The organism is Peribacillus sp. NPDC046944, assembly GCF_050272735.1.
In the GTDB taxonomy this organism is placed as follows: Bacteria; Bacillota; Bacilli; order Bacillales; family DSM-1321; genus Peribacillus.
In genome coordinates this window covers 125,045-150,651 of the sequence record NZ_JBNNML010000006.1, presented here as the reverse complement: position 1 = coordinate 150,651, position 25,607 = coordinate 125,045, and the positions used below count along the sequence as shown (strand labels likewise).

Genomic DNA, 25,607 nt, shown 5'->3' with positions numbered 1-25,607 from the left:
AGTAAGGGGGATCCTCATGAAAGAAGCAGTAATAGTAGCTGGAGCAAGGACTCCGGTAGGAAGAGCAAAAAAAGGTTCTCTTGCTAACGTTCGTCCAGATGATTTAGGGGCTCTTGTGGTAAAGGAAACGTTGAAGCGTGCTGGAAATTATGAAGGCAATATCGATGATTTGATCATCGGCTGTGCGATGCCAGAGGCAGAGCAAGGCCTGAATATGGCAAGGAATATCGGAGCATTGGCTGGCTTGCCATACACGGTGCCGGCCATTACCATCAATCGTTACTGTTCGAGTGGTTTGCAAAGCATTGCATATGGAGCGGAACGAATCATGCTCGGCCAAAGCGATACGGTCATAGCAGGTGGCGCAGAATCTATGAGTCTAGTGCCTATGATGGGCCATGTTACCCGTCCGAACGCACATCTTGCTGAAACGGCGCCTGAGTATTACATGGGTATGGGGCACACAGCCGAAGCTGTAGCGAATAAATATGGGATTTCCCGTGATGACCAAGATGCATTTGCTGTACGCAGCCATCAAAGAGCGGCGAAGGCCATTGCAGAAGGGAAATTCTCTGATGAAATCGTTCCGGTAGACGTAACTCTCCGTTCTGTAGGTCCGGATTTGAAACTGCAGGAAAAGAAATTTCAATTCACTCAAGATGAAGGCGTCCGTGAGGGGACGACAGTCGAAGTCCTTAAAAAGCTAAGACCGGCATTTTCTGTAACTGGATCCGTTACCGCAGGAAATTCATCGCAAACAAGTGATGGAGCTGCTGCCGTCATGGTGATGGAGGGAGAGAAAGCTTCCTCTTTAGGCATGAAGCCAATTGGTAAGTTCCGTTCCTTTGCGGTAGCGGGAGTTCCGCCTGAAATCATGGGGATCGGCCCAATCGCTGCGATTCCTAAAGCATTAAAACTTGCAGGGCTTGAGCTATCTGATATTGGTTTGTTTGAATTGAATGAGGCGTTCGCTTCTCAATCCATTCAAATCATCCGGGAGCTTGGCTTGAACGAAGAGATTGTCAACGTCAATGGAGGGGCCATCGCCCTTGGTCATCCACTTGGCTGTTCGGGTGCCAAATTGACCCTAAGCCTGCTTCATGAGATGAAACGCAGAAACCAACAATTCGGAGTCGTCACAATGTGTATCGGCGGCGGTATGGGTGCTGCCGGAGTATTCGAATTATTAGCATAGAACCTTTTATCCGGATGCAGGTGTAATCACTGTATCCGGCCTTCAATGAAACTTACGATAATGAAACTTACCATATAGGAGGAATTTTTATGTCCAATCCAACAACAGAAAACTTGATTAAAGGTGGAGCATTTTTAGTCGAAGATATTACGTATGATCAAGTGTTTACACCAGAGGATTATTCTGATGAGCACAAAATGATTGCCAAAACTTCTGAAGATTTCGTAGTGAACGAGGTCCTTCCGCAAGTTGAACACTTAGAAAACCATGAATTTGACCGTTCTGTAAAATTGCTGAAGCATGCTGGGGAAATTGGCTTACTAGGCGCTGACGTACCAGAAGAATATAGCGGTCTTGGCCTTGATAAAATCAGCTCTGCATTAATTACGGAAAAAATGGCACTTGCTGGCGGATTCGGAATTACGCACGGTGCGCACGTAGGAATCGGCTCTTTACCAATCGTATTATTCGGTAATGAAGAGCAAAAACAAAAATACCTTCCACTACTTGCAACAGGTGAAAAAATTGCGGCATATGCTTTAACTGAACCGAGCTCGGGATCTGATGCGTTGGGTGCGAAAGCAACGGCAAAATTGAATGCAGAAGGCACTCATTATATTTTAAATGGAGAAAAACAATGGATCACGAATGCAGGATTTGCAGATGTATTCTGTGTTTACGCAAAAATCGATGGCGAACAGTTTTCCGCTTTCATCGTAGAACGTGAATATCCTGGTGTATCTACAGGTGCCGAAGAAAAGAAAATGGGCATTAAGAGTTCTTCTACACGTACATTGATCCTTGAAGATGTAGCCGTTCCGGTTGAGAACCTTCTAGGTGTCGCGGGTAAAGGCCATGTCATTGCCTTCAATATCTTGAACATCGGACGTTATAAATTGGGTGTCGGTGCAGTAGGCGGTTCAAAACGTGCTCTTGAACTTACAGCTGCTTATACAAATCAGCGTCAGCAGTTCAAAACGAAAATTTCTGATTTCAACCTAACAAAAGAAAAATTAGCGACGATGGCTTCTAAAATCTATGCCGCGGAAAGCTCTGTTTATCGTACGGTCGGCCTTTATGACCAAAGACAAAGCAAACTGACTGATGAGCAAGTAAAAGACGGTAAATCCATGGCCGCAGCCGTTGCTGAATACGCAATCGAGTGTTCATTGAATAAATTCTTCGCTTCGGAAGTGTTGGATTATGTAACTGATGAAGGGGTTCAGCTTCATGGTGGGTATGGCTTCATGCAAGAATATGAAATTGAGAAAGCGTACCGTGATTCTCGTATTAACCGCATCTTTGAAGGGACAAATGAGATCAACCGCTTGCTCGTTCCAGGCACATTCCTGAAAAAGGCACTTAAAGGTGAACTTCCTCTTCTTCAAAAAGCACAAGGCTTACAAGAAGAGTTAATGATGATGATGCCGGAAGAGCCAGGCGATGAGCCGTTGGCACAAGAAAAAATGCTGGTTAGAAATGCTAAGAAAATTGGCATCCTGGCTGCAGGTCTTGCTGCACAAAAATTCGGTAAAAAACTTGATCAAGAACAAGAAATCCTTTCAAATATTGCTGATATCGTATCTCTTGCCTATGCTGCTGAATCAGTGGTGCTACGTACGGAAAAAGCAATCGCGACTACAGGTCTAGAAAAGAACCAACAAAAAGTGCTTTACACTGAAATCTTCGTTCAAGAAGCTTTCAATGAAATCGAGCAACATGCAAAAGAAACGTTGATTGCTGTTGAAACTGGCGATACGTTGCGCATCATGCTTTCTTCCCTTCGCAAGTTGACTAGACATAATCCAATCAATGTCATTGCGAAAAAACGTGAAGCTTCCGTCAAAGTAATCGAAAATGAAAAATATGCACTTTAATTCTTAAAGTCTTCAAGGGGATGCCCATATCGGGTATTCCCTTGATTTATTTTGTAGGTTTTTCATGGGGATGCGAATAGAGAGTCTATCGTTGTATTGCCCCAAAAAAACGGGTATTCTAAGGGAAGGTGGTGAAACGATGGGCTTAACTTTATACTGGTACCCAAAATGCGGCACATGCCGTAATGCAAAGAAGTGGCTGGATCGCCATGAGTTGCAATATGAAGCGATTCATCTCGTGGAAAATCCCCCTTCTCGGGCAGAAATTGAACAAATATATAAAAGTAGTGGACTAGAGTTGAAGAAGTTTTTCAATACGAGCGGGCAAAAATATCGCGAGCTCGGTTTAAAAGACAAACTGAAAGAAGCTTCAGAGAAAGAGATGCTCGATATATTGGCTACGGATGGCATGCTTTTGAAAAGACCAATTGTGACGGACGGTTCAAAAGTGACAGTAGGTTTCAAAGAAGAACAATTCGATCAGACCTGGAGCTAAGACTTTACAAAACATTTGGATAATTCCTTATCATAACAAAGAATCTACCTTATAATATAATAGATAAAATATAAGCTGTAATATGGAGGGAATTAATATGTCAACGCCAAAAGAACTTCGTTATACAAAAGAACATGAATGGGTCAAAACGGAAGAGGGTACAGTACGCATAGGGATTACTGCATTCGCCCAGTCTGAACTTGGGGACATCGTTTTTGTTGAACTTCCAGAGGTCGGATCTGAACTGAAAGCGAACGAGCCCTTTGGTAGTGTAGAATCCGTTAAAACGGTTTCTGAACTTTATGCTCCTATTAGCGGCAAGGTCGTTGAAATCAATGAAGAGTTAAATGACAATCCTGAATTCGTTAATGAATCTCCGTTTGAAAAAGCATGGATGATCGTCCTTGAACCATCAGACAACAGTGAAGTTGAAAAACTGATGAGTGCAAACGAATATGATAGCCTGATAAACGGGTAAGTAAGGTGAGGGGGAGGCTTTAATTAAGCCTGCTCTTTTTCAATTTGAGTGGAGACGGGGTGATGAGATGGAATGGGATGTACTCGATAAAGTGATCATGGTTGAAGGCCTTTCAGACAAGCGCAAAGTGGCATCCGTTCTGGACGAAGAAGTGGAAATCAGATGTACCAATGGCACCATTTCTTTAACGAAGTTGGATGAAATGGTGGATGAATTGATAGGCCGGGACGTTTACATCCTTTTTGACGCAGATGCGTCAGGGGAAAAGCTAAGGAAACAATTTCGTCGGGAACTGCCGGAAGCAAGGCATTTGTACATAGATAGGATGTACAAGGAAGTCGAGGATACCCCAGAACATCACATCGCTTCCGTGCTACTGACTGCAAATATGAAAGTGAAAACTAAATTTACAAGTAAAAGGATGGAAGAGTAACTGATGGAGGAATGGAAAGAAGAAGACTTTAAGCAAGCTGTTGATCAAGGGAACACTTTTAGCTTATATCTATACACACCTTTGTGTGGAACCTGCCAGGTGGCTTCAAGAATGCTTTCCATAACACTAGAGCTGTTCCCGGAAATGAAGGCTGGAAAAATGAACATGAATTATGTCCAGACATTGGCTGAACGATATGAAATTGAGAGCGTACCCTGTCTTTTGCTTTTTGAAAAAGGAAAGATGACAAAAAAAATATATGCCTTTCAGTCTGTTCCTTATTTGTATGGATTGCTGAAAGAGATAAGCTAAAAGCCGATCCTACATGGATTGGTTTTTTTGTTGAAGTCATGGGGGGAATATAGCATTCGTATTAATGATTGAATATTCTAATAACTAATTGACTACCTGCTACTAAAGTGCTATATTTTGTATGAAGTACATACGTTATAGACGCATCATACACGAGGATGGAATGTCTGCCATTTACAAAACGCGCTTATCCAAGCGACATCGTTCAATAGGGAAATCTCTATCGACCCCGGCGGGAAATTCCGACTTCTTCATATTATAAGGTTCCTTGCATATAACAAGAGATGAGGCAATATCGCTTTAATTCCTACTAAAACAATGGAAGAAGGGGAGAATATAATGACAGAAAAAAAATTCCGCTTTGAGACGTTGAGTGTGCATGGCGGTTTAAAAGTCGACGAAACGGGTGCCCGCGCCGTACCCATTTATCAAAGTAATGCTTATTTGTTCAAAGATACAGATCATGCAGCGAATCTATTTGGATTAAAAGAGAATGGTTACATCTATACGAGGCTTCACAATCCCACTGTCAGTGTCTTTGAAGAAAGAATGGCCCTGTTAGAAGGGGGAATCGGTGGATTGGCAGTTGCAAGCGGCATGGCCGCTATATCCCTTTCCATCCTTAATATCGCTGGTATGGGGGATGAAATCGTTTCTGCTTCAACACTGTACGGCGGGACCTATAATTTATTTGAAAATACACTCCCTAAATACGGAATCAAAGTGAAATTCGTCTCACCTGATGATCCGGAAAATTTCAAACGGGCAATCACTCCACGAACGAAGGCCATATTTGCCGAAACAATCGGCAACCCAAGCTTAAGGGTTCTTGATATCGAAGCAGTGGCGGAAATAGCCCACGAAGCAGGGATACCTCTTATTATCGATAACACTTTCGCAACGCCGTATCTGTGCCGACCAATTGACTTTGGGGCGGATATTGTCATCCATTCAGCTACAAAGTGGCTATTGGGTAATGGTACGACATTAGGGGGAGTCATCATCGACGGTGGTAAATTCGATTGGAATTCGCCTAATTATCCAGGCTTTACGGAACCTGACCCTAGTTACGATGGACTTGTCTATTCCGAAGCGGTAGGGCCTGCTGCCTTTATTACGAAAGCGCGTGTGCAATTGCTTCGGGATTTGGGACCGACGTTAAGTGCTCAAAGTGCATTCCAGTTCACGCTTGGCCTGGAAACGCTCCATGTCAGGATGAAGGAACACCTGTTGAATACGAGGACAGTCATTCAATACTTGGAGAACCATCCGGCAGTCTCATGGGTTTCTTATCCGGGTAACGATGATCATCCCGATAAAGCCCTTGCAGATAAATACTTGCCTAAGGGAGCCGGATCTGTGGTGACGTTTGGAATTAAGGGGGGACGTGAAGCAGGTTCCACACTCATCAATTCGGTTGAGTTATGGTCGCATGTCGCCAATGTCGGGGATGCTAAAAGCCTAATCATCCACCCAGCAAGTACAACTCACCAGCAATTGAATGATGCAGGACTGGTCAAGGCCGGTGTCAGTGCCGACCAGGTTCGCCTTTCAATCGGTATTGAAAATGTAGACGATTTACTTGAAGATCTAGAGCAAGCGATTGAAAAAGCGACGAATATCGTGTCAGTGAATTCTCAAAGAGTTTAATGGAGAAACAGGTACACCCTAGGATTTTACATTGCACTCCTTTTTTATCTGTGTTAAAATTTCAGACATAGTAAAGTGAATGTTAAGACAAAAAAGAATAGTCCATATATAGCTCTTATCAAGAGAGGTGGAGGGATGTGCCCGTTGAAACCCGGCAACCGACAAGGATTTTCCTTGGAAAGGTGCCAATTCACACAAAGCGTAGAGGCTTTGGGAGATGAGAGGAAGGCCTGCTTTTCCCTGCCTTTCTGCTCATGCAGAAGGGCTTTTTCTATTTTCTTTGAATCATAGAGGGATAGATTCATCAGGAGGCCATAAAAATAAATCGACTAAATTCATAGGCTTAATTGGATAAAGAGGTGAGCATACATGATTACATTGTCAAACGTCAGTAAACTTTTTCGAACAGGAAAAGCAAATAGCGAAACGATTCATGCCGTGAATAGTGTGAATTTAGAAATAAATAAAGGCGAGATTTTCGGAGTCATCGGATACAGTGGGGCTGGCAAGAGTACGCTCATACGTATGCTGAATGGGTTGGAACGGCCTACTGAGGGCTCCGTGAACGTTGCGGGAAATGAAGTTTCAACAATTAAAGGGTCTAAGCTTCGTAAAGCCCGTCAAGAGATTAGCATGATTTTTCAGCATTTTAATCTCTTGTGGTCAAGGACCGTTCAAGAAAATATATCCTTTCCTCTGGAAATTGCGGGCATCTCCAAGCAAGAACGCATCAAGCGCGTCAATGAACTCATTAAGTTAGTTGGATTGGAAGGAAGAGAAAAAGCGTATCCATCGCAGCTAAGTGGTGGACAGAAGCAAAGGGTGGGAATAGCGAGGGCTCTTGCCAATAACCCGAAAGTGCTTTTGTGTGATGAGGCCACGTCCGCTCTAGATCCCCAGACAACCGATTCCATCCTGGAATTGCTTGTGGATATAAATCAACGCCTTGGTTTAACCATTGTCTTGATTACACATGAGATGCATGTCATTCGGAAGATTTGCAATCGAGTGGCTGTGATGGAAAGTGGACGGGTAGTCGAACAGGGAGCTGTCCTGGAAGTATTCAGAAACCCTAAAGAACAGATGACTAAGCGTTTTGTTCAGCAGGTGACGGAACCAGAAGAGACAAAAGAAACGATGGAGCATTTGTTTGAACGGTATCCAGCAGGAAAAGTGATTCAACTGACATTCGTGGGGGATCATGCAGAAAGCCCGTTGATCACAAAATTGGTACGTAATTTTGAGTTGGATGTGAACATTGTCCAGGGGAAGATATCACAAACGAGAAGCGGCTCATATGGAACATTGTTCATCCACCTTGATGGCAGTGAAGATGAAATGCTCCGCGCAATCGAATTCATAAAAGCACAGCAGGTAGGCGTGGAGGTGATTACTCATGCTTGAAGAATTATTGCCGAATGTAGATTGGGAAGACATCATAGAAGCGACGAAAGAAACGCTGTATATGACAAGTATTTCAGTTGTAGCGACCTTTTTTATAGGGATACTATTGGGGTTGCTTCTGTTTTTAACAGGCAAGGGGAATATGTGGGAGAATCGGGGCGTTAACGGTGTGTTAAGTGCTTTCGTTAATATTTTCCGTTCGATTCCATTCCTTATCTTGATTGTATTATTAATTCCGTTCACCAAATTACTTGTCGGTAGCATGATTGGTGAGAATGCGGCATTACCAGCACTCATTATCGGTGCAGCACCGTTTTATGCGCGGATGGTCGAAATCGGCCTTCGTGAGATTGATAAAGGCGTGATTGAAGCGGCTAAATCAATGGGAGCCAAAACCAGCACCATCATTTATAAGGTCCTCCTTCCAGAATCGATGCCGGCCCTTATATCAGGCATCACGGTAACATCGATTGCATTGGTTGGATACACGGCAATGGCAGGTGTCATCGGGGCTGGTGGATTGGGTAACTTAGCCTATCTGGACGGTTATCAACGGAATCACAACGACGTTACCCTGGTAGCGACGATTGTCATATTAATTATTGTCTTCATCATACAGATTATCGGTGATGTGATTACTTCTAAATTGGATAAAAGATAAGGGGAGATGAAAAGGATGAAAAAGTTTTTAGGGTTTGCATTCGTTCTAGTTTTATCAATTGCATTGGCGGCTTGCGGAACGGATAAAGAGAAAGATACAGGTAGTGGCGATAATACGAAGAAGTTAGTGGTGGGTGCATCGAATGTACCACATGCAGAGATTCTTGAAAAAGCGATTCCTCTTCTTAAAGAAAAAGGCATTGAATTGGAAGTGGAAACATTCCAAGACTATATCTTGCCAAACAAGGCTTTGAACAATAAAGAACTGGACGCGAACTACTTCCAGCACATTCCTTATTTAGAATCTCAAATTAAGGAAAATGGATATGATTTTGTTAATGCAGGCGGCATCCATATTGAACCAATTGCTTTGTATTCACAAAAATATAAAAGCATTGATAAGCTTCCAGAAGGAGCAACAATCATTTTAAGCAGCTCTGTTGCAGACCATGGACGTGCCTTATCACTTTTAGAAAAGAATGGCCTGATTACTCTTAAAGAAGGCATTGATAAAACGACAGCTACAGTAAAAGATATTGTCGAGAATAAGAAGAACATTAAATTCGATGCAGATTATGAAGCGGCATTACTTCCGAAGATCTATGAAAGCGGCGAAGGAGATGCGGTCCTAATCAACTCTAACTATGCAATCGACGCTGGCTTGAATCCACTTAAAGATTCCATTGCAATAGAAGATTCTGAATCACCATATGTGAACGTGATCGCTGTTAATAAAGGTGACGAAGACAAAGAAGAAATCAAGACGCTTGTGGAAGTATTACATTCCAAAGAAATTCAAGATTTCATTCTTGAGGAATATGAGGGTGCAGTCGTACCTGCAAAGGAATAAAGCAACGAAAGACGACCTGGATTTCCAGGTCGTTTTTAAGTTGGGGTTTAAAGTTGAAAGCAAAGGGTATAGAATAGACGAAGAAACAAAATGATTCACAAATTTGAAAGGATGGTTCACTATCAATACTTTAGATTTAAACGTAACGAGCGAAATGGAAAAAGCTATGCAGTTATCACATGGGGTTGGGTACAGTGAATACAGCAGAAATTTAGACCTTCGTATCGAGGTTGAAAAAGTAAGAGATAGGGAACATGAGCAATGCAATAAAATGGTTCTGGAATTACAACGTAAAATCCACGGATAAGCATATATTAGAGTCTTTCAAAAATCGGTCTGTAGAGGTAAAATGAAAAGTGATCTGTTGTACGTACCGGATCCTGCTCATTACTCCTGCAGATCGATTTTTTTCATGATAAGGGCCAACCGTCTTCCCCTTGAACTTTTCGGGAATATCTTATTATGAATGGAATCCCGAATAATTAGCTTACATTAACGAAAACTAAAATAAGGGCATATTTGCAGTGAAAAGCCTTTATACGGTCGTTTTATAACAATAGGGCAGGTTTCCACTCCCTAGCGAGTAAAAACCTCCATCTATATTAGTTGATTCTAAATTGGATTTGTTATAAAATTGTAATGAGAATAAAGTGAGAATGATTTTTTGAAAACTATAGTCAAGAAAGTGATTTTCACTTTCTGTAATAAAATAGGAATTAAGTTCACGGAGGTATTATTATGTCAGGTTCAACATTAACGGTAAAAGATCTTCATGTATCAATAGAAGGCAAAGAAATTTTAAAAGGGGTTAACCTGGAAGTAAAAGGCGGAGAAATCCATGCAATCATGGGGCCGAACGGAACAGGTAAATCCACTTTATCTTCAGCAATCATGGGTCACCCTAAATATGAAGTAACAAGCGGAAGCATCAGTTTTGATGGTGAAGACGTATTGGAAATGGAAGTTGACGAACGTGCTCGTGTTGGTCTTTTCCTTGCTATGCAATATCCAAGTGAAATCAGTGGTGTTACAAATGCAGACTTCTTGCGTTCGGCTGTCAATGCACGCCGTGAAGAAGGCGACGAAGTTTCACTTATGAAATTCATCCGTCAAATGGATAAAAACATGGAATTCCTTGAAATGGATGAAGATATGGCTCAACGTTATTTGAATGAAGGATTCTCTGGCGGAGAGAAAAAACGTAATGAAATCCTTCAATTAATGATGATTCAACCAAAAATCGCCATTTTGGATGAAATTGACTCAGGTCTTGATATCGATGCACTTAAAGTCGTTTCTAAAGGAATCAATGAAATGCGTGGAGAAGACTTCGGTTGCTTGATCATCACTCACTACCAACGTCTACTAAACTACATCACACCTGATTTCGTACACGTTATGATGCAAGGTCGCGTCGTTAAATCAGGCGGTCCTGAATTAGCTGCACGACTAGAAGCAGAAGGTTATGACTGGATTAAACAAGAATTGGGCATTGAAGACGAAACTGTTGGCGAAGAAGCGTAAGTAGGAGGATTTGCAATGACTACAGAAATGAAATTATCGCTTGAAAAAGAGGACATAAGCTCTTATTCAACAAAAAATAATGAGCCATCTTGGCTATCAGACCTTCGAATCAAAGCTTTTTCAGATTTAGAAGAGCTTCCGATGCCTAGACCGGATAAAACGAAGATAGATAAATGGAATTTCACTTCATTCAAAACCCATACGGTTGAAAGTGAAGCATTTGCTTCTTTAGAAGAACTTCCAAAAGAGATTAAATCGATCATTGAAGAAAATGAAAATCTATACATTCAACGCAATAATACGCCGGCACATATTAATTTGTCAGCAGCTATAAAAGAACAAGGCGTTATCTTCACGGATATTTTCACAGCGGCTCGAGATCATGCTGAGTTAGTACAGAAGTATTTCATGAAAGATGGCGTGAAAGTGAATGAACACCGTTTAACGGCTCTGCATGCTGCATTGCTTAACGGGGGAGCATTCCTATATGTTCCGAAAAATGTAGAAATCAAGGAACCAATCCAAGCAGTATTCTTGGTGGATAATCCTGAAACTACACTGTTCAATCACGTATTGATCGTAGCGGAAGATAATAGTTCTGTAACATACGTGGAGAACTACTTCTCGGCCGTTGAGTCTAATGAAGGCATCGCTAATATCGTAACGGAAGTGTTTGCGAATGCAAATGCGAAAGTGGAATATGGCGCTGTTGACACTCTATCCAAAGGATTCACAACATATGTGAACCGTCGTGGGGTAGTTGCACGCGATGCTCGTCTTGAGTGGGCACTTGGATTGATGAACGATGGTAATACGATTTCAGATAATACAACCAATCTAATAGGTGATGGCTCTTACGGAGATACAAAATCCGTAGTGGTTGGACGCGGGGAACAAAAACAAAACTTCACGACAGCCGTTGTTCATTTCGGAAAACGCTCTGAAGGCTTCATCCTTAAGCATGGTGTTATGAAAGACAGTGCATCAACCATCTTTAATGGTATTGGTAAAATAGAGTATGGTGCAACAAAGGCCAATGCGGAACAGGAATCACGTGTATTGATGTTAAGTGAAAAGGCACGTGGAGACGCTAACCCAATCCTGTTAATCGATGAGGATGATGTTACGGCAGGACATGCTGCGTCTGTCGGCCGTGTCGATCCCCTTCAACTTTATTACTTGATGAGTCGTGGTATCGCGAAAAAAGAAGCAGAAAGACTTGTCATTCACGGATTCTTGGCCCCTGTTGTGAATCAACTTCCAATCGAAGGAGTTAGAAAACAACTAGTCGAGGTCATTGAAAGGAAAGTACAGTAATGAACCCATACGAAATTCGTAAGCTTTTTCCGATATTAGATCAAGAAGTCAATGGTCAGCCATTAGTTTATTTAGACAGCGCTGCAACATCTCAAAAACCGGCTGCTGTCATTGAAACGATTGAAAATTATTACCGCGGTTTCAACTCTAATGTTCACCGTGGTGTGCATACACTTGGAACAAAAGCTACGGATGCGTATGAAGGTGCACGTGAAAAAGTTCGTAAATTCATCAATGCATCCTCTACTGAAGAAATCATATTCACTAGAGGAACGACTACATCCTTAAATACCGTAGCGAAGAGTTACGGTGGTGCAAATATTAAAGAAGGTGACGAAATTGTCATCTCCTATATGGAACATCATAGTAATATCATTCCATGGCAGCAGCTCGCTAAAGAAAAGGGTGCTGTACTGAAATATATTCCGCTACAAGAGGATGGAACGATTTCGCTTGATGATGTGCGGGCTACCATTACGGATGCCACGAAAATCGTGTCTGTCATGCAGGTTTCCAATGTGCTTGGTGTGATTAATCCTGTTAAGGAAATCGCAAAGATCGCGCATGAACATCATGCAATCATGGTGGTGGACGGAGCGCAAAGTACACCGCATATGAAAGTGGATGTCCGTGATTTAGATTGTGATTTCTTTGCTCTTTCAGGCCATAAAATGGTCGGTCCGACTGGAATCGGCGTATTATATGGTAAAAAGGAACTTCTCGAAAAAATGGAGCCGATTGAATTTGGTGGAGAGATGATCGACTTCGTAGGTTTGTATGAATCTACTTGGAAAGAACTCCCTTGGAAATTCGAAGCCGGAACTCCAATCATCGCAGGTGCCATCGGTCTTGGTGCTGCCATTGATTTCTTGGAAGAAATCGGCATGGATCAAATCGAACAGCATGAACACAAACTTGCTGCCTATGCGATCGATAAGTTGTCTGAAGTGGAAGGCCTTACGATTTATGGCACAAAAGATCCGAAAAAACGTGCCGGTGTAGTAACCTTTAATATAGATGACGTCCATCCACATGACGTCGCTACCGTCCTAGATGCAGATGGAATCGCTGTCCGTGCCGGTCATCACTGCGCTCAGCCTTTAATGAAATGGCTGGACGTATCATCGACAGCAAGAGCAAGTTTCTATCTATATAACACGGAAGAAGAGATCGATAAGCTAGTGTCCGGGCTTGTCAAAACGAAGGAGTATTTCAGTAATGTCTTTTGATAACTTAGATACACTTTACCGTCAGGTCATCATGGATCACTATAAGAAACCCCGTAACAAGGGTATGCTTGAAGATGGAAGTTTGACCATCGATATGAATAATCCCACATGCGGCGACCGTATACGTTTAACGATGAAAATCGAAGACAATAAGGTCAGTGATGTTAAATTCGATGGCGATGGCTGTTCGATTTCAATGAGCTCGGCTTCCATGATGACTCAAGCCATCAAAGGAAAAGATATAGATACGGCTTTAGCGATGTCCAAGACTTTTTCAGAAATGATACAAGGAAAAGAGTATGATGATGAAATCGACCTTGGTGACATTGAAGCACTTCAAGGGGTCTCTAAGTTCCCTGCACGAATCAAGTGCGCGACTCTAGCCTGGAAGGCCATGGAAAAAGGTTTAAAGGAATAATTAAATTTAAATGAGCTGTTGTAGATTCAGCCATTTGAAATGGAGGAATACAAGCTATGGCTAAAAAGATGCCTGAAATTGGCGATTATAAATATGGCTTTGCGGATAAAGATATTTCCATCTTCCGTTCAAAGCGCGGCCTGACAAAAGAAATCGTGGAAGAAATTTCACGTATGAAAAGTGAACCACAATGGATGCTAGATTTCCGTTTGAAATCATTGGAGCATTTTTACAATATGCCGATGCCTCAGTGGGGCGGAGACCTAAAAAGCTTGAACTTCGACGAAATCACTTACTATGTGAAACCATCTGAGAAGTCCGAGAAATCATGGGATGAAGTGCCTGATGAAATCAAGCAAACGTTTGATAAATTAGGAATTCCTGAAGCGGAGCAAAAATATTTAGCAGGGGTTTCTGCTCAATATGAATCCGAAGTGGTTTACCACAACATGAAGGTAGAATTAGAAGACATGGGTATCGTATTTAAAGATACGGATTCCGCTCTTCGTGAAAATGAAGATATCTTCCGCGAGCATTTCGGTAAAACGATTCCGCCAACGGATAATAAATTCGCTGCCTTGAATTCAGCTGTATGGTCCGGTGGATCATTCATCTATGTACCAAAAGGCGTGAAAGTGGATACACCGCTTCAAGCATACTTCCGTATTAATTCAGAAAATATGGGTCAATTCGAACGTACGCTGATCATCGTCGATGAAGGAGCATCCGTTCATTATGTTGAAGGTTGTACAGCACCAGTTTATACAACCAATTCCCTTCATAGTGCGGTCGTGGAAATCGTCATCAAAAAAGACGCATATTGCCGTTATACGACAATTCAAAACTGGGCTAACAATGTGTTTAACTTGGTTACGAAACGTGCGGTTTGTGATGCGAATGCAACGATGGAATGGATTGATGGAAACATCGGTTCTAAATTGACGATGAAATACCCAGCCGTCATCTTAAAAGGTGAAGGCGCTCGTGGTATGACATTATCCATTGCCATTGCTGGTAAAGGTCAACATCAAGATGCAGGAGCGAAAATGATTCACCTTGCTCCTAACACTTCTTCAACAATCGTATCAAAATCGATTTCTAAACAAGGCGGGAAAGTAACTTACCGTGGTATGGTCCATTTCGGACGTAAAGCCGAGGGAGCCCGCTCAAATATCGAATGTGATACATTAATCATGGATAATCAGTCAACATCTGATACAATCCCATACAATGAAATTTTAAATGACAATATTTCTCTTGAGCATGAAGCGAAGGTTTCCAAAGTATCAGAAGAGCAATTGTTCTACTTGATGAGCCGTGGAATCTCTGAGCAAGAGGCAACAGAAATGATCGTCATGGGCTTCATTGAGCCATTCACAAAAGAGCTTCCGATGGAATATGCGGTAGAAATGAACCGCTTAATCAAGTTCGAAATGGAAGGTTCTATTGGTTAATCATCTATATATGTTTTAAACAAACGTTGTAGATGGAATAAAGTGAAGGAAACCGGGTGTGCACATGCCATTTCGGTTTTCCTTTGCCGGAAGAAGGCGAACTTAGTTCGTCTTCTTCTATTTTTTTCTGTTGATCCTCTTAAAGGGTTTAGACGATTGAAGGGAAAGTACCAATCAAGCAGGTACTTTTTTTGTCTTTAAAAGAAAGTACATATAGGTAGAGGTGGATATTGTGGATTGGCTGATTCAGAATAAAGAATGGGTTTTCGTAGGAATCGGTGTTAGCCTTGTTTTAGGGCTGACTGGGATATTCCTGAAAAAGGGGGAACCGAACTCCCAGCCGGTTTCCGGAAGTCGTTCTAAGAGTCATGGAAGGGATCATAGTGGTGCGATTAGGCATCATGATGAATAAACTGAACCGTTTTGGCTAGAATGGTTCTAAAATATTAAGTCTGAAAAAGGTCCTTATCCAAGGGCCTTTTTCATTTACTCATTATCTGCACGAAATGATAGGTTAAAAGGGAAGAATCCTTGCTGGATGTATGTGTAACAACCGGTAGATTTTGATATGATAAAGGAATAGGAAACCAGTCGTATGAGAAGCAGGAAGAGTGAATCGAGTGACAGTGCTTATACGTTTTGAAGTCAGTAGTGAAAGGGTAAAAAAAGTATAGTGTAAGTGGTTTAGGAGGGGTGAAGAGTGATATACATTGGCTTAACAGGTTGGGGGGACCATGATTCATTATCAATCGATAAAGTTCCCACTCGTGACAAGCTGAAGGTATATGGAGCGCATTTTCCAACGGTTGAGGTGGATGCATCTTTTTATGCCATTCAGCCGAGGCGGAATATAGAGAAGTGGATAGCCGAGACACCAGATTCCTTTCAATTTGTTGTAAAAGCCTATCAGGGAATGACTGGTCACCAAAGAGGTGAGATTCCTTTTGAAAGTAAAAAAGAGATGTTCACTGCATTCCGGGAATCTCTTGAAGCTTTTCAAAAGTCGGGTAAACTCGCGATGGTCCTTTTTCAGTTTCCGCCATGGTTTGATTGCAAACGGGAGAATGTTCAGTATCTCCGATGGTGTAGGGCGGAGATGGGGGATATTCCTGTGGCCATTGAGTTCAGGAACCAAAGTTGGTACCGACCGAATAGGGTCCAGCAGACACTCGAGTTCATCGAGCAAGAAGGGTGGATTCACACGGTATGTGACGAACCACAGGCAGGAGAAGGTTCCATCCCCCTTGTCCTCAAGGCTACGCATCCAGATAAAACGTTAGTACGCTTTCATGGACGCAATATCCACGGTTGGCAGAAACCAGCCTCTGGAGCAAACTGGCGGGAAGTGCGCTATTTATATCGCTATAACCAACAGGAATTAACCGACTGGGTGGAGAAACTTCGCCTATTAGAAAAGCAGAGTAAGGATGTATATGTATTGTTCAACAATAACTCTGGTGGGGACGCGGCGGATAATGCCAAACAATTTATCGATTTGCTAGGCCTTACATATGAAGGATTGGCTCCTAAGCAACTTGGTTTGTTTTAATTTGGACTATATAATGAATAAAGACTGGGTGGGCAAACTAGAAGAAGGGCTTTAGCTCACAAATCGATAAAGGCGGATTTCTTCATGATATGGGTATTATTAATTAGTGTGGGTTTATTGGCAGGTACAATCGGGGCCCTTGTAGGATTAGGGGGCGGAATCATCATAGTGCCTTCGCTCTTATTTCTAGGTAGCTCCACAGAGGTGATGGGCGCCTTGACGCCACAAGTAGCGGTTGGTGTTTCAACAGTCATCATGATTTTCACTGGATTGGCTTCCACTTTATCTTATATGAAGCATAAAGTAGTGGATTATAAGGCCGGTTTCATTTTCTTTGCTGGAAGCGCCCCAGGGGGGATCATCGGAGCTTATGTGAACAAAGTTCTCAATGTGGATGCATTTTCGCTGTACTTCGGCCTTTTTATGATAGTGATGGCCATCGTCTTATTGGTGAAAGATAGATTGCGACCGATCACCTTCAAACCGGGGACCGGAAAAATCACCAAGACTTATATAAACAAAAATGGACAGGCATCCACTTATGGATATCAGCCCTTGGTGGCCATATCCATCTCATTTGTCGTGGGGATCAGTTCCGGGTTATTTGGCATTGGCGGAGGATCACTCATGGTCCCGGTCATGATGCTGGTATTTTTCTTCCCGCCCCATGTGGCTGTGGCGACATCGATGTTCATGGTATTTTTGTCTTCCATTACGAATTCCATCACGCATATCTCTCTGGGGAATGTTCATTGGCCATATGTGATTGCCTTGATTCCAGGGGCTTGGCTTGGTGCGAAACTTGGAGCTTTTGTGAATACACGCCTGAACAGCTCAGCACTTGAGAACATGCTGAAATTGGTTCTGATCATTATTGGGCTACGTCTTATTTACCAAGGTATAACAGGATAACGAGGGGGAAAAATGATGTCAGAAATCATACATCTATATCACACCAATGATTTTCACAGTCATTTTGAAAATTGGCCTCGTATTGATAAGTTTCTTAAAGAAAGAAGACAACTTCATCAAGAAACGGGAGAGGAAGCGGTCATACTAGATATAGGAGACCATGTCGACCGCTGGCACCCATTCTCAGAAGGTACGATGGGTAAGGGGAATATTGACCTTCTGAACGAAGCGGGTTATCAATATGTAACGATCGGCAATAACGAAGGCATTACATTGCCTCATGAAGCGTTGGATACTTTGTATAATAAAGCTCATTTCAAGGTATTGGCAGCGAATATCTATTACCTGAACGATACTAGGCCCCAATGGGCGCTTCCTTACTGGATACATACCACGGAAAAAGGTACAAAGCTTGGCATGATCGGGCTGACCGCCTTTTTCCAAAAGTTTTATCGTGCATTGGATTGGCATATTGCCGATCCATTTGCGGAGTTACAAAAACAGATAGAAAAGATCAAGGAAATGGCGGATGTAGTGATCGTTCTTTCTCATCTGGGAATACATGATGACGAAAGAATGGCAGAAGACTTTCCGGAAATAGATATCATTCTTGGTGCTCACACCCATCATATTCTTCATCAAGGAAAACTCGTCAACCAAGCATTACTTTGTGGTGCGGGAAAATATGGGTTTTATATTGGTCAAGTGGAATTGACCCTTAATGACAAAAAAGAAGTAATCAAGAAGACGGCCATGCTCTACGATACCAACGACCTTCCCGAATTGGAGGGCGAGCGGAGCTGGATTGAAGAGATGAACCAAGTCGGGAGGGATGCTCTCAAACAAGTTGTCCTATCCTTACCTGAACCTTTGGAGAATGATTGGTTTAAAGTGTCGCCGCTTACGAAGATTCTAGGTGAAGCGTTACGAGAGTGGAGCGAAGCGGACTGTTCCTTTGTGAATGCTGGGCTGTTATTGGAAGGCTTGCCACAAGGTCCCGTCTCCAAAGGGGATATTCACCAAATATGTCCCCATCCGATCAATCCGTGCATCGTTGAAGTGAATGGCCGGGAATTGAAGGAAATCCTCATGCTTTCCCGAAATGAGGAGTGGCCCCATATCCAGGTGAAGGGCTTCGGATTCCGAGGAAAGATCATGGGAGTCATGCACTATGATCATATAGAATTTAAACGGACGAAAAACGGAATCATTAAAGAAATCAGCGTGAAAGGTACAAAGATTCAACCGGATCAAACCTATAAACTGGCCCTACCAGATATGTTTACGTTCGGGCACTTCTTCCCAAGCATTCAGCGCTCCAAACAAAAGGAGTACTTAATGCCAGAATTTTTACGTGATATCCTTTTATGGAAGTTGAAAAAAATGTATCCCGACAACTAGGTATATATCACGGTTTCCCCCTCTTTTTCATAATATATGAGAAAGAGGGGGCGAAACCAATTGATTAACATGATGCCAATAATGATCGATAGCAAAACATTCTTAGCCATCTCCGTCCAACTGCCCAAAACCAATTTGCTTGCCGTAGCATCCGAAAAGGGATATATCATGTGCGGAGCATTAGACGTCGGTCTTTTGAATGAAACGTTAAAGGACCGGAAAATCCTTGCAGGAAGGGCTATAGGCGTTAAAACGATAGAAGAGTTACTGGATGCACCTCTCGAAACCGTAACGTGGGAGGCTGAAGAAAAGGGTATTTACCGGGGAATGATTGGAAGGAAGGCATTAATGAAAATGATTTAATTATAAAGGCTTTCCTTTAAATAGAGGGGGCCTTATTTTTAATTGAAAAAAATAAATAGGTTTCAGGTTGAATTTCCACAAATATAGCCGATATTTTCTATAAGGAACTATTTAAAATTTTGAATCTGAAACGGAGTATTAGTATGAGGCTATCCATTACAGCGTCGCTTAATCCGGGAGAGCGGCTCGGTATGAACATCTATAATGAGCAGGGCACCATCCTTTTGAGCGAGGGGCTAACATTGACACAAAAAATGATCAATCGATTGGTTGCCCTTAATATTCCCTTTGTTTATATTCAAGATTCTAGAACGGATGACATCATGCCAAAGCCACCGATTTCTGGGGAACTAAGGCGAGAGGCCCTTCAAACGATAGAAGCCACTTTTCTGGAAATCAAAAATGGCGTCAAGGTGAATAGTGCATTTACCATCGAGAAGGCCGCGTTGAAATTCACCCATCTCGTACGAAGTATCATGGAAGAGTTGAAAAACAGCAACGAATTGCTGACTTTACTGGCTGACGTCTATACATATGATGATTATATTTTTACTCATTCCTTTAATGTGACGCTATACACACTTGCTTTAGGTATGGAATTGAGGCTAGAAAAAAAACAGTTAGAAGTTCTTGGGCTGGGCGCCATTCTACACGATGTCGGCAAGATGCTTGTACCAGTGGATATCTTGAGAAAGCCGGGTAAGCTAACCGAGGAAGAGTTTGAGCAAATTCAAAAGCATCCCGAGTATGGATTTCATTTAATTAAAAACGTATATACGGTTTCACTCATCGTCGCGAATTGCGCCTATCAACACCATGAAAGGCTGGATGGGTCTGGATATCCCCGTGGGGTCAAGGGGGACGAAATTCATTATTACGGTAAAATCATTGCGGTCGCCGATGTATTCGATGCGGTTACATCTAATCGCGTTTACCGCAAGGCGATGCTTCCCCATGAGGGCTTGGAAATCTTATATGCAGGTGCAGGGAAAAAGTTCGACAAACAGATAATCGAGGCTTTTCGCCGGGCGGTGGCCATTTATCCTAACGGATTAACTGTGGAACTGAATGATGGGAGAAAAGGAATCGTCTCTTCCCAAAACGAGGGAATAGGGGATCGACCCGTTGTACGTATCCTTGAGGAACCTAACAATAAAGTAGTGCATCCATATGAGGTGGATTTACGGACAGACCTCCATTTGCTGATAAAGGAGTGCCTGAATATACAAGAAAACAGCTTAACCTTATAAAGGGCAAGCTGTTTTTTACTTCTTATCTTCCTTCTCGTCCTTCATGATGGCAGGAGCGACCGTGCCGCTTCCGTTGCTATAATAACTTGGGACATCCCCCTGCATCAAAATGCTGCCAACCTTCACTTCCTGGCTGACTTTGGTTTCTTTTGTGAATGAGGGGATGACAATCTGGATATTGACATTGAAATCGACGGCCATTTCGTAATACACATTATTGATGCCGGCGTTTGTGAGTTTGGTTTTTAAATCCGACTGGACATTCCCGATGACGGACATTTTCACGGGAATCTTGGGTCCATAATTGGAAAGAAGGCTATTTCCGGTTACCACCCCTAAGGGGACATAATACACCACTGTTTTATATTGTTCATCATTAAGTTTGGCTGGTTCCTTTTTGTTGAAGGGATTTCCCTTTTTAATTCCGAGATTATTTTGAATATCCTTTGTGATGTTGGAACGTAATTCATTATAGATCCCAGGGTTAAAGCTGTAGGAGGGGTTGGCATCGTCATTTTTGTTGGTGACGATGATCTTTTCCATATCGACTTTAGAGATATTGTCATCAACAGCTTCGTGAATGGTCTCGGTTGCAATCCGCTTGATTTCATTTTCTGCCACTTTCATGATGACCGGTTCAATTTCCTTATCAACGTAACGAAGCGTCAGGATGCTTGATAGGATAAAAAGGATGAATGAATAAAGAAAAACCTTTCTGGTAGGAAGAGGTCCTTTTTTGCGGAACTTTTTTGGGCGGAATCTTTTTCGAAACACACTTTAGCCCCCTTTACTAATACTTATGCATAAAGTTCGGGGGTTTATGTTCGTTATATAACAAAAAGCAGCGGAGGAACCCAACGCCGCTCATCTTGTTTTTTTTGCTAAATCCTTTCGTTCCCACATTTTCAAATAAGGATAGGGATCAAAACTCCACTCGGTGATTCCATTATCTTTATACATCCCATAATGGAGATGAGGCGGGAATTTTCCGGATGTCCCGGGCGGTCCGTAACCCGTACTGCCCACACCGCCGATGACCTGACCAGGCTCGACGATTTGTCCCACCTTCAAACCTTCAGAAAAACCGCTTAAATGGGCGAAGTAATGGTACGTATTGTTTAGGTCACGTATGCCAATCCGCCACCCTCCATATTTATTCCACCCCTTCATTTCAATGATCCCATAACACGTAGAACGGACGGGAAGGCTATAGTCCGCGAATATATCCGTTCCTTCATGAATCCTTCGGCCTCCCCATCCTCGAGCACTCCCCCATGTATTTAAATACGTATAATGAGTCCGTACGGGTACAGGGAAGGCTTTTTCCTGTAAATCTAGCCTGCCATACTTTTTATAGATATGGGCGTGGCCAATGATGATGCTGACTGTCTTGTCCCTTTTATAATAATCAAATAGTCCAATCCGGATATTATCTTCATCTGTGCCGTAATACAGGAGATGCTTGGCAAAGGCATATAAACGGTCGGTGTCGTTTTCCAGTTCCGCTTTTCCGTCCCCGTTGCCATCCTGCCCCAATCCATCGAAGAAAGAGATGGAAAGCGGGTTTGAGTCGGTGAGGTTAGGATTGAGGGCCCCTCTCCACCTCGAAGGCTCCATGTGGATCCCTATCAGGCCCTTGGCCGGTTCCAAATCGTTCCGGGAAAGTCGCAGGCTATGTTCGTATTGGTCGGCTCCTGCAAGGTAATACCAAGGAATCTGCAAGGTGGCCTCCATGTTTTTATATAGTTCCATCCTCCCTTGATAGGGATCCGGGGTTTCGGCTGCCGATACTGATGGAATATGGGTATTCAAACAAAACAAACAGGCGATGAAGAAAAGTAATCCCTTTTTCAAAGAGGCAGCTCCTTTCGTAGACAATTCGTATTCATCCTTTCGTGTAGCTGGACATCGAGCTAAATGCTTTTCTTTCTGCTTCTTCTATAGTTTTACTGATTTAGCTTTAAACATGAAAAATAAATAATGGTAAACCTCCTATAACTTGTATATTTGCGTTATTATTGTTAAAGTAGGGTGTCATAATTTCTCAGAATGGAGTGACTTTCTTGTCTACTACTAATAAAGAAATTCTTCGTAAACCAGACTGGCTGAAAATTAAATTAAATACAAATGAAAATTATATGGGTCTGAAAAATATGATGAGGGAAAAAAATCTTCATACCGTTTGTGAAGAGGCAAAATGTCCGAATATACATGAATGCTGGGCGGTTAGACGGACAGCCACATTCATGATTTTAGGTGAAATTTGCACGAGGGCTTGCCGGTTTTGTGCAGTCCAGACAGGCCTTCCCAATGAATTGGATTGGGCCGAACCTGAACGTGTAGCGGATTCCGTCGTGTTAATGAATCTAAAGCATGTGGTGATTACGGCCGTGGCCCGTGATGATTTAAAGGATGGGGGCGCCGCTGTTTTTGCTGAAACAGTCCGGGCGATCCGGCGTAAGAATCCGTTTACATCCATTGAAGTCCTACCTTCTGACATGGGTGGCGAATACGACAATATTAAGATGTTGATGGATGCTAAGCCTGATATCCTGAACCATAATATCGAGACGGTAAGAAGCCTTTCCGATAAAGTACGGGCTAAAGCGAAATATGAGCGATCATTGGAGCTATTAAAAAGGGCAAAAGAATTACAGCCGGAAATACCAACAAAATCCAGTTTAATGGTAGGGCTAGGGGAGACGCGTGAAGAAATCCTTGAAACCATGGATGACCTTAGAGCACATCATGTGGATATCATGACGATCGGCCAGTATTTACAACCGACGAAAAAGCATTTAAGGGTGTTGAAATACTATACACCGGAAGAGTTTGCGGAATTAAAGGAAAGGGCTTTGGAAAAGGGGTTCAGCCATTGTGAATCCGGCCCGCTCGTCCGTTCTTCCTACCATGCAGATGAACAGGTGAATGCTGCGGCCAAGCATAAACATAGTAAAGGTGAAGAGTTACTGAAATAAAAAGGAAAGGACCGATTCTTATTCGGTCCTTTCTTCGGTTCATGCTAGTTAATCCATGGTCTTTTGACGAATGTTATCATGACGATCTCTTTTGTCATTCATCATTTCGCCATTTTCATTTTCTACATTACTCATCTTGTAGCCTTGAGGGGACTTGAGCATATTTTTGATGGTTTGTTCAATTGTATAATCCATTCCTTGACTGCCAGAACCCAGTGTGGCGAAATTCTCGATATCCTGTGCGTGTGTTTGGTCGTCACTTACATATACATGATAGTAACGGGGGACGACGCCCATGGCAGTACGTTTCACCTGGTCAGCCGTTTCAGTCCGGTTTTTTGAATCCGTATCATAAACGACTAGTACTTCCTCATCCGTGACGAGTGTAGCGACGTCATTGACATTTGGTAGCTGAACGCTTAGTGTTGAAATCATATCAGCTAGCTGTTCGCGATCGATGGAGGCCGTTTTATTGTCGATGTTTCCTCCATCAACGGTCGTTTTATTCGTACGGGTAAAGCCGAAATCGTCACGATTGGTGTCTTGATTTCGATTATCCTCGTCATAATACTTCGACGGGTTATTTACATTTTGTGGGTCACCTGCACCCCTGTCATTATTCATCAAACCGTTGCTTTGATCTTGATTGCCCGAGCAGCCCGTTAGAGCAATAATTGAGCTTAAACCTACCGTTAGGATCATTTTTTTCAACGGAAACACCCCCTTGTCTAATAGGGTGAACATATTTCTTGATTTTTCGCTTAGTAATTAATGGGGAATCAGTTATAATTTAAAGAAGGAATGCATTTTAAAGAGGTGAAACGTATGATCAACATCAATAACCTGACGTATGAAATCATTGAAGACGAAAGAGAAGGCTATAATGAAGAAGCATTTAAAGCAAGATACAGTGAGATATTAACGAAGTATGATTATATTGTCGGGGATTGGGGTTACGGTCAATTGAGACTCCGCGGTTTTTTCGACGACACTAATCAGAAAGCCACCTTTGACACGAAAATTAGCACGCTCAGTGAATATCTATATGAATACTGTAATTTTGGTTGCCCGTATTTCGTCGTAAAGAAAATCAAAAAGTAAAAAGAGCCAGAATGGATTCTGGCCTTTTTCATTTCTCTCGATCACGAGTTTCCGTATCCTTTATATGGAGGTTGAATATGTTTTTCCGGGTCATCATGGGTAGGATGAGCACCGGGATACTTCCGCTGTAGGTTTTCATGAAGCGATTTATTTTCATAATTGAATGCACTCTGATAACGTTGTCCTTCCAGCCACGGCGTGGTTTTATTCTCAACGGGAGCATCCTGATTTATGGGCGATCCGAACGGTCCCTCTGGAAACTCTTCTGGAATTAGAAAGTCCTGTTGTTTTTGCACGGTTGAAAAATCGTGGTATGTTTCCTCTTTTTTATCCAAGGCAATCCCTCCTCATGTACTCCATACATTCAGTAGGTTACCCTCTTTTAAGAAAAAACGGCGCACTTAGATGATTTCCATTAAAAAGTGGGTAAGTTCCTCCGCTTCAGCTTCTGTCAGTGAAAATGCATGTTCAAGATAGCCTTCCTCTTCCAAATCATCCGTCCCGATAATGGCAAAACGATTGCTCTGCATATTCAGCACAAGTTTTTTTCCATAAAAACGGTCGGTCATCGTAATGGCAAAATCATATCTGGATTCCTCTCCCATAAAACTAATGAACCTGGTTTTCGTATCAACTAAATCATTGTATAAATAAAAACGATCTTCCACAGTATCACACCTTTCCCCTTGCCTGCAATTGGTAGTACCATCATCATAACAAAACGGCTGCCATAGGGAAACAGACATTTTTGTCGCC

The 25,607-nt window shown here is 42.4% G+C and carries 29 protein-coding genes and 1 riboswitch; of the genes, 24 read left to right on the top strand and 5 right to left on the bottom strand.

Annotated elements, in window-relative coordinates; genetic code table 11:
• The first annotated feature begins 16 nt into the window (after positions 1 to 16).
• The 22 genes from ACQKIC_RS12990 to ACQKIC_RS12885 all read left to right on the top strand — a co-directional run bounded on the left by ACQKIC_RS12990 (position 17) and on the right by ACQKIC_RS12885 (position 20,772).
• Positions 17 to 1,195 (top strand): acetyl-CoA C-acetyltransferase, encoded by a 1,179-nt coding sequence (locus ACQKIC_RS12990; RefSeq protein WP_402870923.1) that lies wholly within the window; start codon positions 17 to 19, stop codon positions 1,193 to 1,195.
• Positions 1,196 to 1,284: 89 nt separating this feature from the next.
• Positions 1,285 to 3,072 carry an acyl-CoA dehydrogenase family protein gene (locus ACQKIC_RS12985; protein WP_402870926.1) on the top strand — a complete coding sequence of 596 codons (1,788 nt, stop codon included), beginning with the start codon at positions 1,285 to 1,287 and terminating at the stop codon, positions 3,070 to 3,072.
• Between the two features lie 139 nt (positions 3,073 to 3,211).
• Complete coding sequence (locus ACQKIC_RS12980; RefSeq protein WP_402870929.1) at positions 3,212 to 3,568, top strand: arsenate reductase family protein; 357 nt, start codon at positions 3,212 to 3,214, stop codon at positions 3,566 to 3,568.
• Between the two features lie 97 nt (positions 3,569 to 3,665).
• A complete protein-coding gene (gene gcvH, locus ACQKIC_RS12975) occupies positions 3,666 to 4,046 on the top strand; it encodes a glycine cleavage system protein GcvH (protein WP_427591403.1) in 381 nt (126 codons plus the stop codon).
• A gap of 67 nt (positions 4,047 to 4,113) precedes the next feature.
• Entirely contained in the window at positions 4,114 to 4,479 is a 366-nt protein-coding gene (locus tag ACQKIC_RS12970; RefSeq protein WP_427591402.1) for a toprim domain-containing protein, read from the top strand.
• Between the two features lie 3 nt (positions 4,480 to 4,482).
• Positions 4,483 to 4,791 (top strand): thioredoxin family protein, encoded by a 309-nt coding sequence (locus ACQKIC_RS12965; protein ID WP_402870937.1) that lies wholly within the window; start codon positions 4,483 to 4,485, stop codon positions 4,789 to 4,791.
• Between the two features lie 339 nt (positions 4,792 to 5,130).
• The gene (locus ACQKIC_RS12960; protein WP_402954385.1) at positions 5,131 to 6,441 is read left to right on the top strand and encodes an O-acetylhomoserine aminocarboxypropyltransferase/cysteine synthase family protein; all 1,311 of its coding nucleotides are present in this window, start codon (positions 5,131 to 5,133) and stop codon (positions 6,439 to 6,441) included.
• A 112-nt stretch (positions 6,442 to 6,553) separates the two neighbouring features.
• Positions 6,554 to 6,665: riboswitch (SAM riboswitch) on the top strand.
• 145 nt (positions 6,666 to 6,810) lie between these two features.
• Entirely contained in the window at positions 6,811 to 7,845 is a 1,035-nt protein-coding gene (locus ACQKIC_RS12955) for a methionine ABC transporter ATP-binding protein (protein WP_402954382.1), read from the top strand.
• Positions 7,838 to 8,506, top strand: a complete 669-nt coding sequence (locus tag ACQKIC_RS12950) for a methionine ABC transporter permease (protein WP_402870946.1) — start codon at positions 7,838 to 7,840, stop codon at positions 8,504 to 8,506. The genes ACQKIC_RS12955 and ACQKIC_RS12950 overlap by 8 nt, the downstream gene beginning before the upstream one ends.
• 15 nt (positions 8,507 to 8,521) lie before the next feature.
• The gene (locus ACQKIC_RS12945) at positions 8,522 to 9,355 is read left to right on the top strand and encodes a MetQ/NlpA family ABC transporter substrate-binding protein (RefSeq protein WP_402990016.1); all 834 of its coding nucleotides are present in this window, start codon (positions 8,522 to 8,524) and stop codon (positions 9,353 to 9,355) included.
• 103 nt (positions 9,356 to 9,458) lie between these two features.
• Positions 9,459 to 9,662: a hypothetical protein gene (locus ACQKIC_RS12940; RefSeq protein ID WP_402870951.1), complete on the top strand. Its 204-nt coding sequence runs from the start codon at positions 9,459 to 9,461 to the stop codon at positions 9,660 to 9,662.
• 431 nt (positions 9,663 to 10,093) lie between these two features.
• A complete protein-coding gene (sufC, locus tag ACQKIC_RS12935) occupies positions 10,094 to 10,879 on the top strand; it encodes a Fe-S cluster assembly ATPase SufC (RefSeq protein ID WP_402870953.1) in 786 nt (261 codons plus the stop codon).
• Positions 10,880 to 10,894: 15 nt separating this feature from the next.
• Positions 10,895 to 12,196, top strand: coding sequence for a Fe-S cluster assembly protein SufD (gene sufD / locus ACQKIC_RS12930; RefSeq protein WP_402870955.1), 1,302 nt, complete (start codon positions 10,895 to 10,897; stop codon positions 12,194 to 12,196).
• Positions 12,196 to 13,425 (top strand): cysteine desulfurase, encoded by a 1,230-nt coding sequence (locus ACQKIC_RS12925; protein WP_402954373.1) that lies wholly within the window; start codon positions 12,196 to 12,198, stop codon positions 13,423 to 13,425. Before sufD ends, ACQKIC_RS12925 begins: the two co-directional genes overlap by 1 nt.
• Complete coding sequence (gene sufU, locus ACQKIC_RS12920; protein ID WP_402870960.1) at positions 13,415 to 13,843, top strand: Fe-S cluster assembly sulfur transfer protein SufU; 429 nt, start codon at positions 13,415 to 13,417, stop codon at positions 13,841 to 13,843. Before ACQKIC_RS12925 ends, sufU begins: the two co-directional genes overlap by 11 nt.
• 56 nt (positions 13,844 to 13,899) lie before the next feature.
• Entirely contained in the window at positions 13,900 to 15,297 is a 1,398-nt protein-coding gene (gene sufB / locus ACQKIC_RS12915) for a Fe-S cluster assembly protein SufB (RefSeq protein WP_402870963.1), read from the top strand.
• 232 nt (positions 15,298 to 15,529) lie between these two features.
• Positions 15,530 to 15,709 (top strand): hypothetical protein, encoded by a 180-nt coding sequence (locus ACQKIC_RS12910; protein ID WP_402870965.1) that lies wholly within the window; start codon positions 15,530 to 15,532, stop codon positions 15,707 to 15,709.
• 288 nt (positions 15,710 to 15,997) lie between these two features.
• Positions 15,998 to 16,846, top strand: coding sequence for a DUF72 domain-containing protein (locus tag ACQKIC_RS12905; protein ID WP_402870967.1), 849 nt, complete (start codon positions 15,998 to 16,000; stop codon positions 16,844 to 16,846).
• An 84-nt stretch (positions 16,847 to 16,930) separates the two neighbouring features.
• Complete coding sequence (locus tag ACQKIC_RS12900) at positions 16,931 to 17,758, top strand: sulfite exporter TauE/SafE family protein (RefSeq protein ID WP_402870970.1); 828 nt, start codon at positions 16,931 to 16,933, stop codon at positions 17,756 to 17,758.
• Positions 17,759 to 17,773: 15 nt separating this feature from the next.
• Entirely contained in the window at positions 17,774 to 19,159 is a 1,386-nt protein-coding gene (locus ACQKIC_RS12895; RefSeq protein WP_427591401.1) for a bifunctional metallophosphatase/5'-nucleotidase, read from the top strand.
• A 60-nt stretch (positions 19,160 to 19,219) separates the two neighbouring features.
• Entirely contained in the window at positions 19,220 to 19,522 is a 303-nt protein-coding gene (locus ACQKIC_RS12890; protein ID WP_402870974.1) for a YunC family protein, read from the top strand.
• Positions 19,523 to 19,665: 143 nt separating this feature from the next.
• Complete coding sequence (locus ACQKIC_RS12885) at positions 19,666 to 20,772, top strand: HD-GYP domain-containing protein (RefSeq protein WP_427591400.1); 1,107 nt, start codon at positions 19,666 to 19,668, stop codon at positions 20,770 to 20,772.
• A gap of 15 nt (positions 20,773 to 20,787) precedes the next feature.
• Here the strand turns inward: ACQKIC_RS12885 and yunB are convergent, their stop codons facing one another.
• Complete coding sequence (yunB, locus tag ACQKIC_RS12880; RefSeq protein WP_402954355.1) at positions 20,788 to 21,546, bottom strand: sporulation protein YunB; 759 nt, start codon at positions 21,544 to 21,546, stop codon at positions 20,788 to 20,790.
• Positions 21,547 to 21,636: 90 nt separating this feature from the next.
• Positions 21,637 to 22,602 carry a M23 family metallopeptidase gene (locus tag ACQKIC_RS12875; protein WP_402955114.1) on the bottom strand — a complete coding sequence of 322 codons (966 nt, stop codon included), beginning with the start codon at positions 22,600 to 22,602 and terminating at the stop codon, positions 21,637 to 21,639.
• A gap of 233 nt (positions 22,603 to 22,835) precedes the next feature.
• Between ACQKIC_RS12875 and lipA the strand changes: the two genes are divergently transcribed.
• On the top strand, positions 22,836 to 23,750 hold the full coding sequence (gene lipA, locus ACQKIC_RS12870) for a lipoyl synthase (protein ID WP_402870983.1): 915 nt from the start codon (positions 22,836 to 22,838) through the stop codon (positions 23,748 to 23,750).
• A 48-nt stretch (positions 23,751 to 23,798) separates the two neighbouring features.
• Here the strand turns inward: lipA and ACQKIC_RS12865 are convergent, their stop codons facing one another.
• Entirely contained in the window at positions 23,799 to 24,452 is a 654-nt protein-coding gene (locus ACQKIC_RS12865; protein WP_427591506.1) for a YhcN/YlaJ family sporulation lipoprotein, read from the bottom strand.
• A 123-nt stretch (positions 24,453 to 24,575) separates the two neighbouring features.
• On the opposite strand from ACQKIC_RS12865, the gene ACQKIC_RS12860 reads away from it, so the two are divergent.
• Positions 24,576 to 24,851, top strand: coding sequence for a YutD family protein (locus ACQKIC_RS12860; RefSeq protein WP_230159383.1), 276 nt, complete (start codon positions 24,576 to 24,578; stop codon positions 24,849 to 24,851).
• Between the two features lie 41 nt (positions 24,852 to 24,892).
• On the opposite strand, the gene ACQKIC_RS12855 is transcribed toward ACQKIC_RS12860, so the two are convergent.
• Complete coding sequence (locus ACQKIC_RS12855; RefSeq protein ID WP_402870984.1) at positions 24,893 to 25,186, bottom strand: cytosolic protein; 294 nt, start codon at positions 25,184 to 25,186, stop codon at positions 24,893 to 24,895.
• 66 nt (positions 25,187 to 25,252) lie between these two features.
• Positions 25,253 to 25,519, bottom strand: a complete 267-nt coding sequence (locus ACQKIC_RS12850) for a DUF3055 domain-containing protein (protein ID WP_427591399.1) — start codon at positions 25,517 to 25,519, stop codon at positions 25,253 to 25,255.
• Positions 25,520 to 25,607 lie beyond the last annotated feature (88 nt).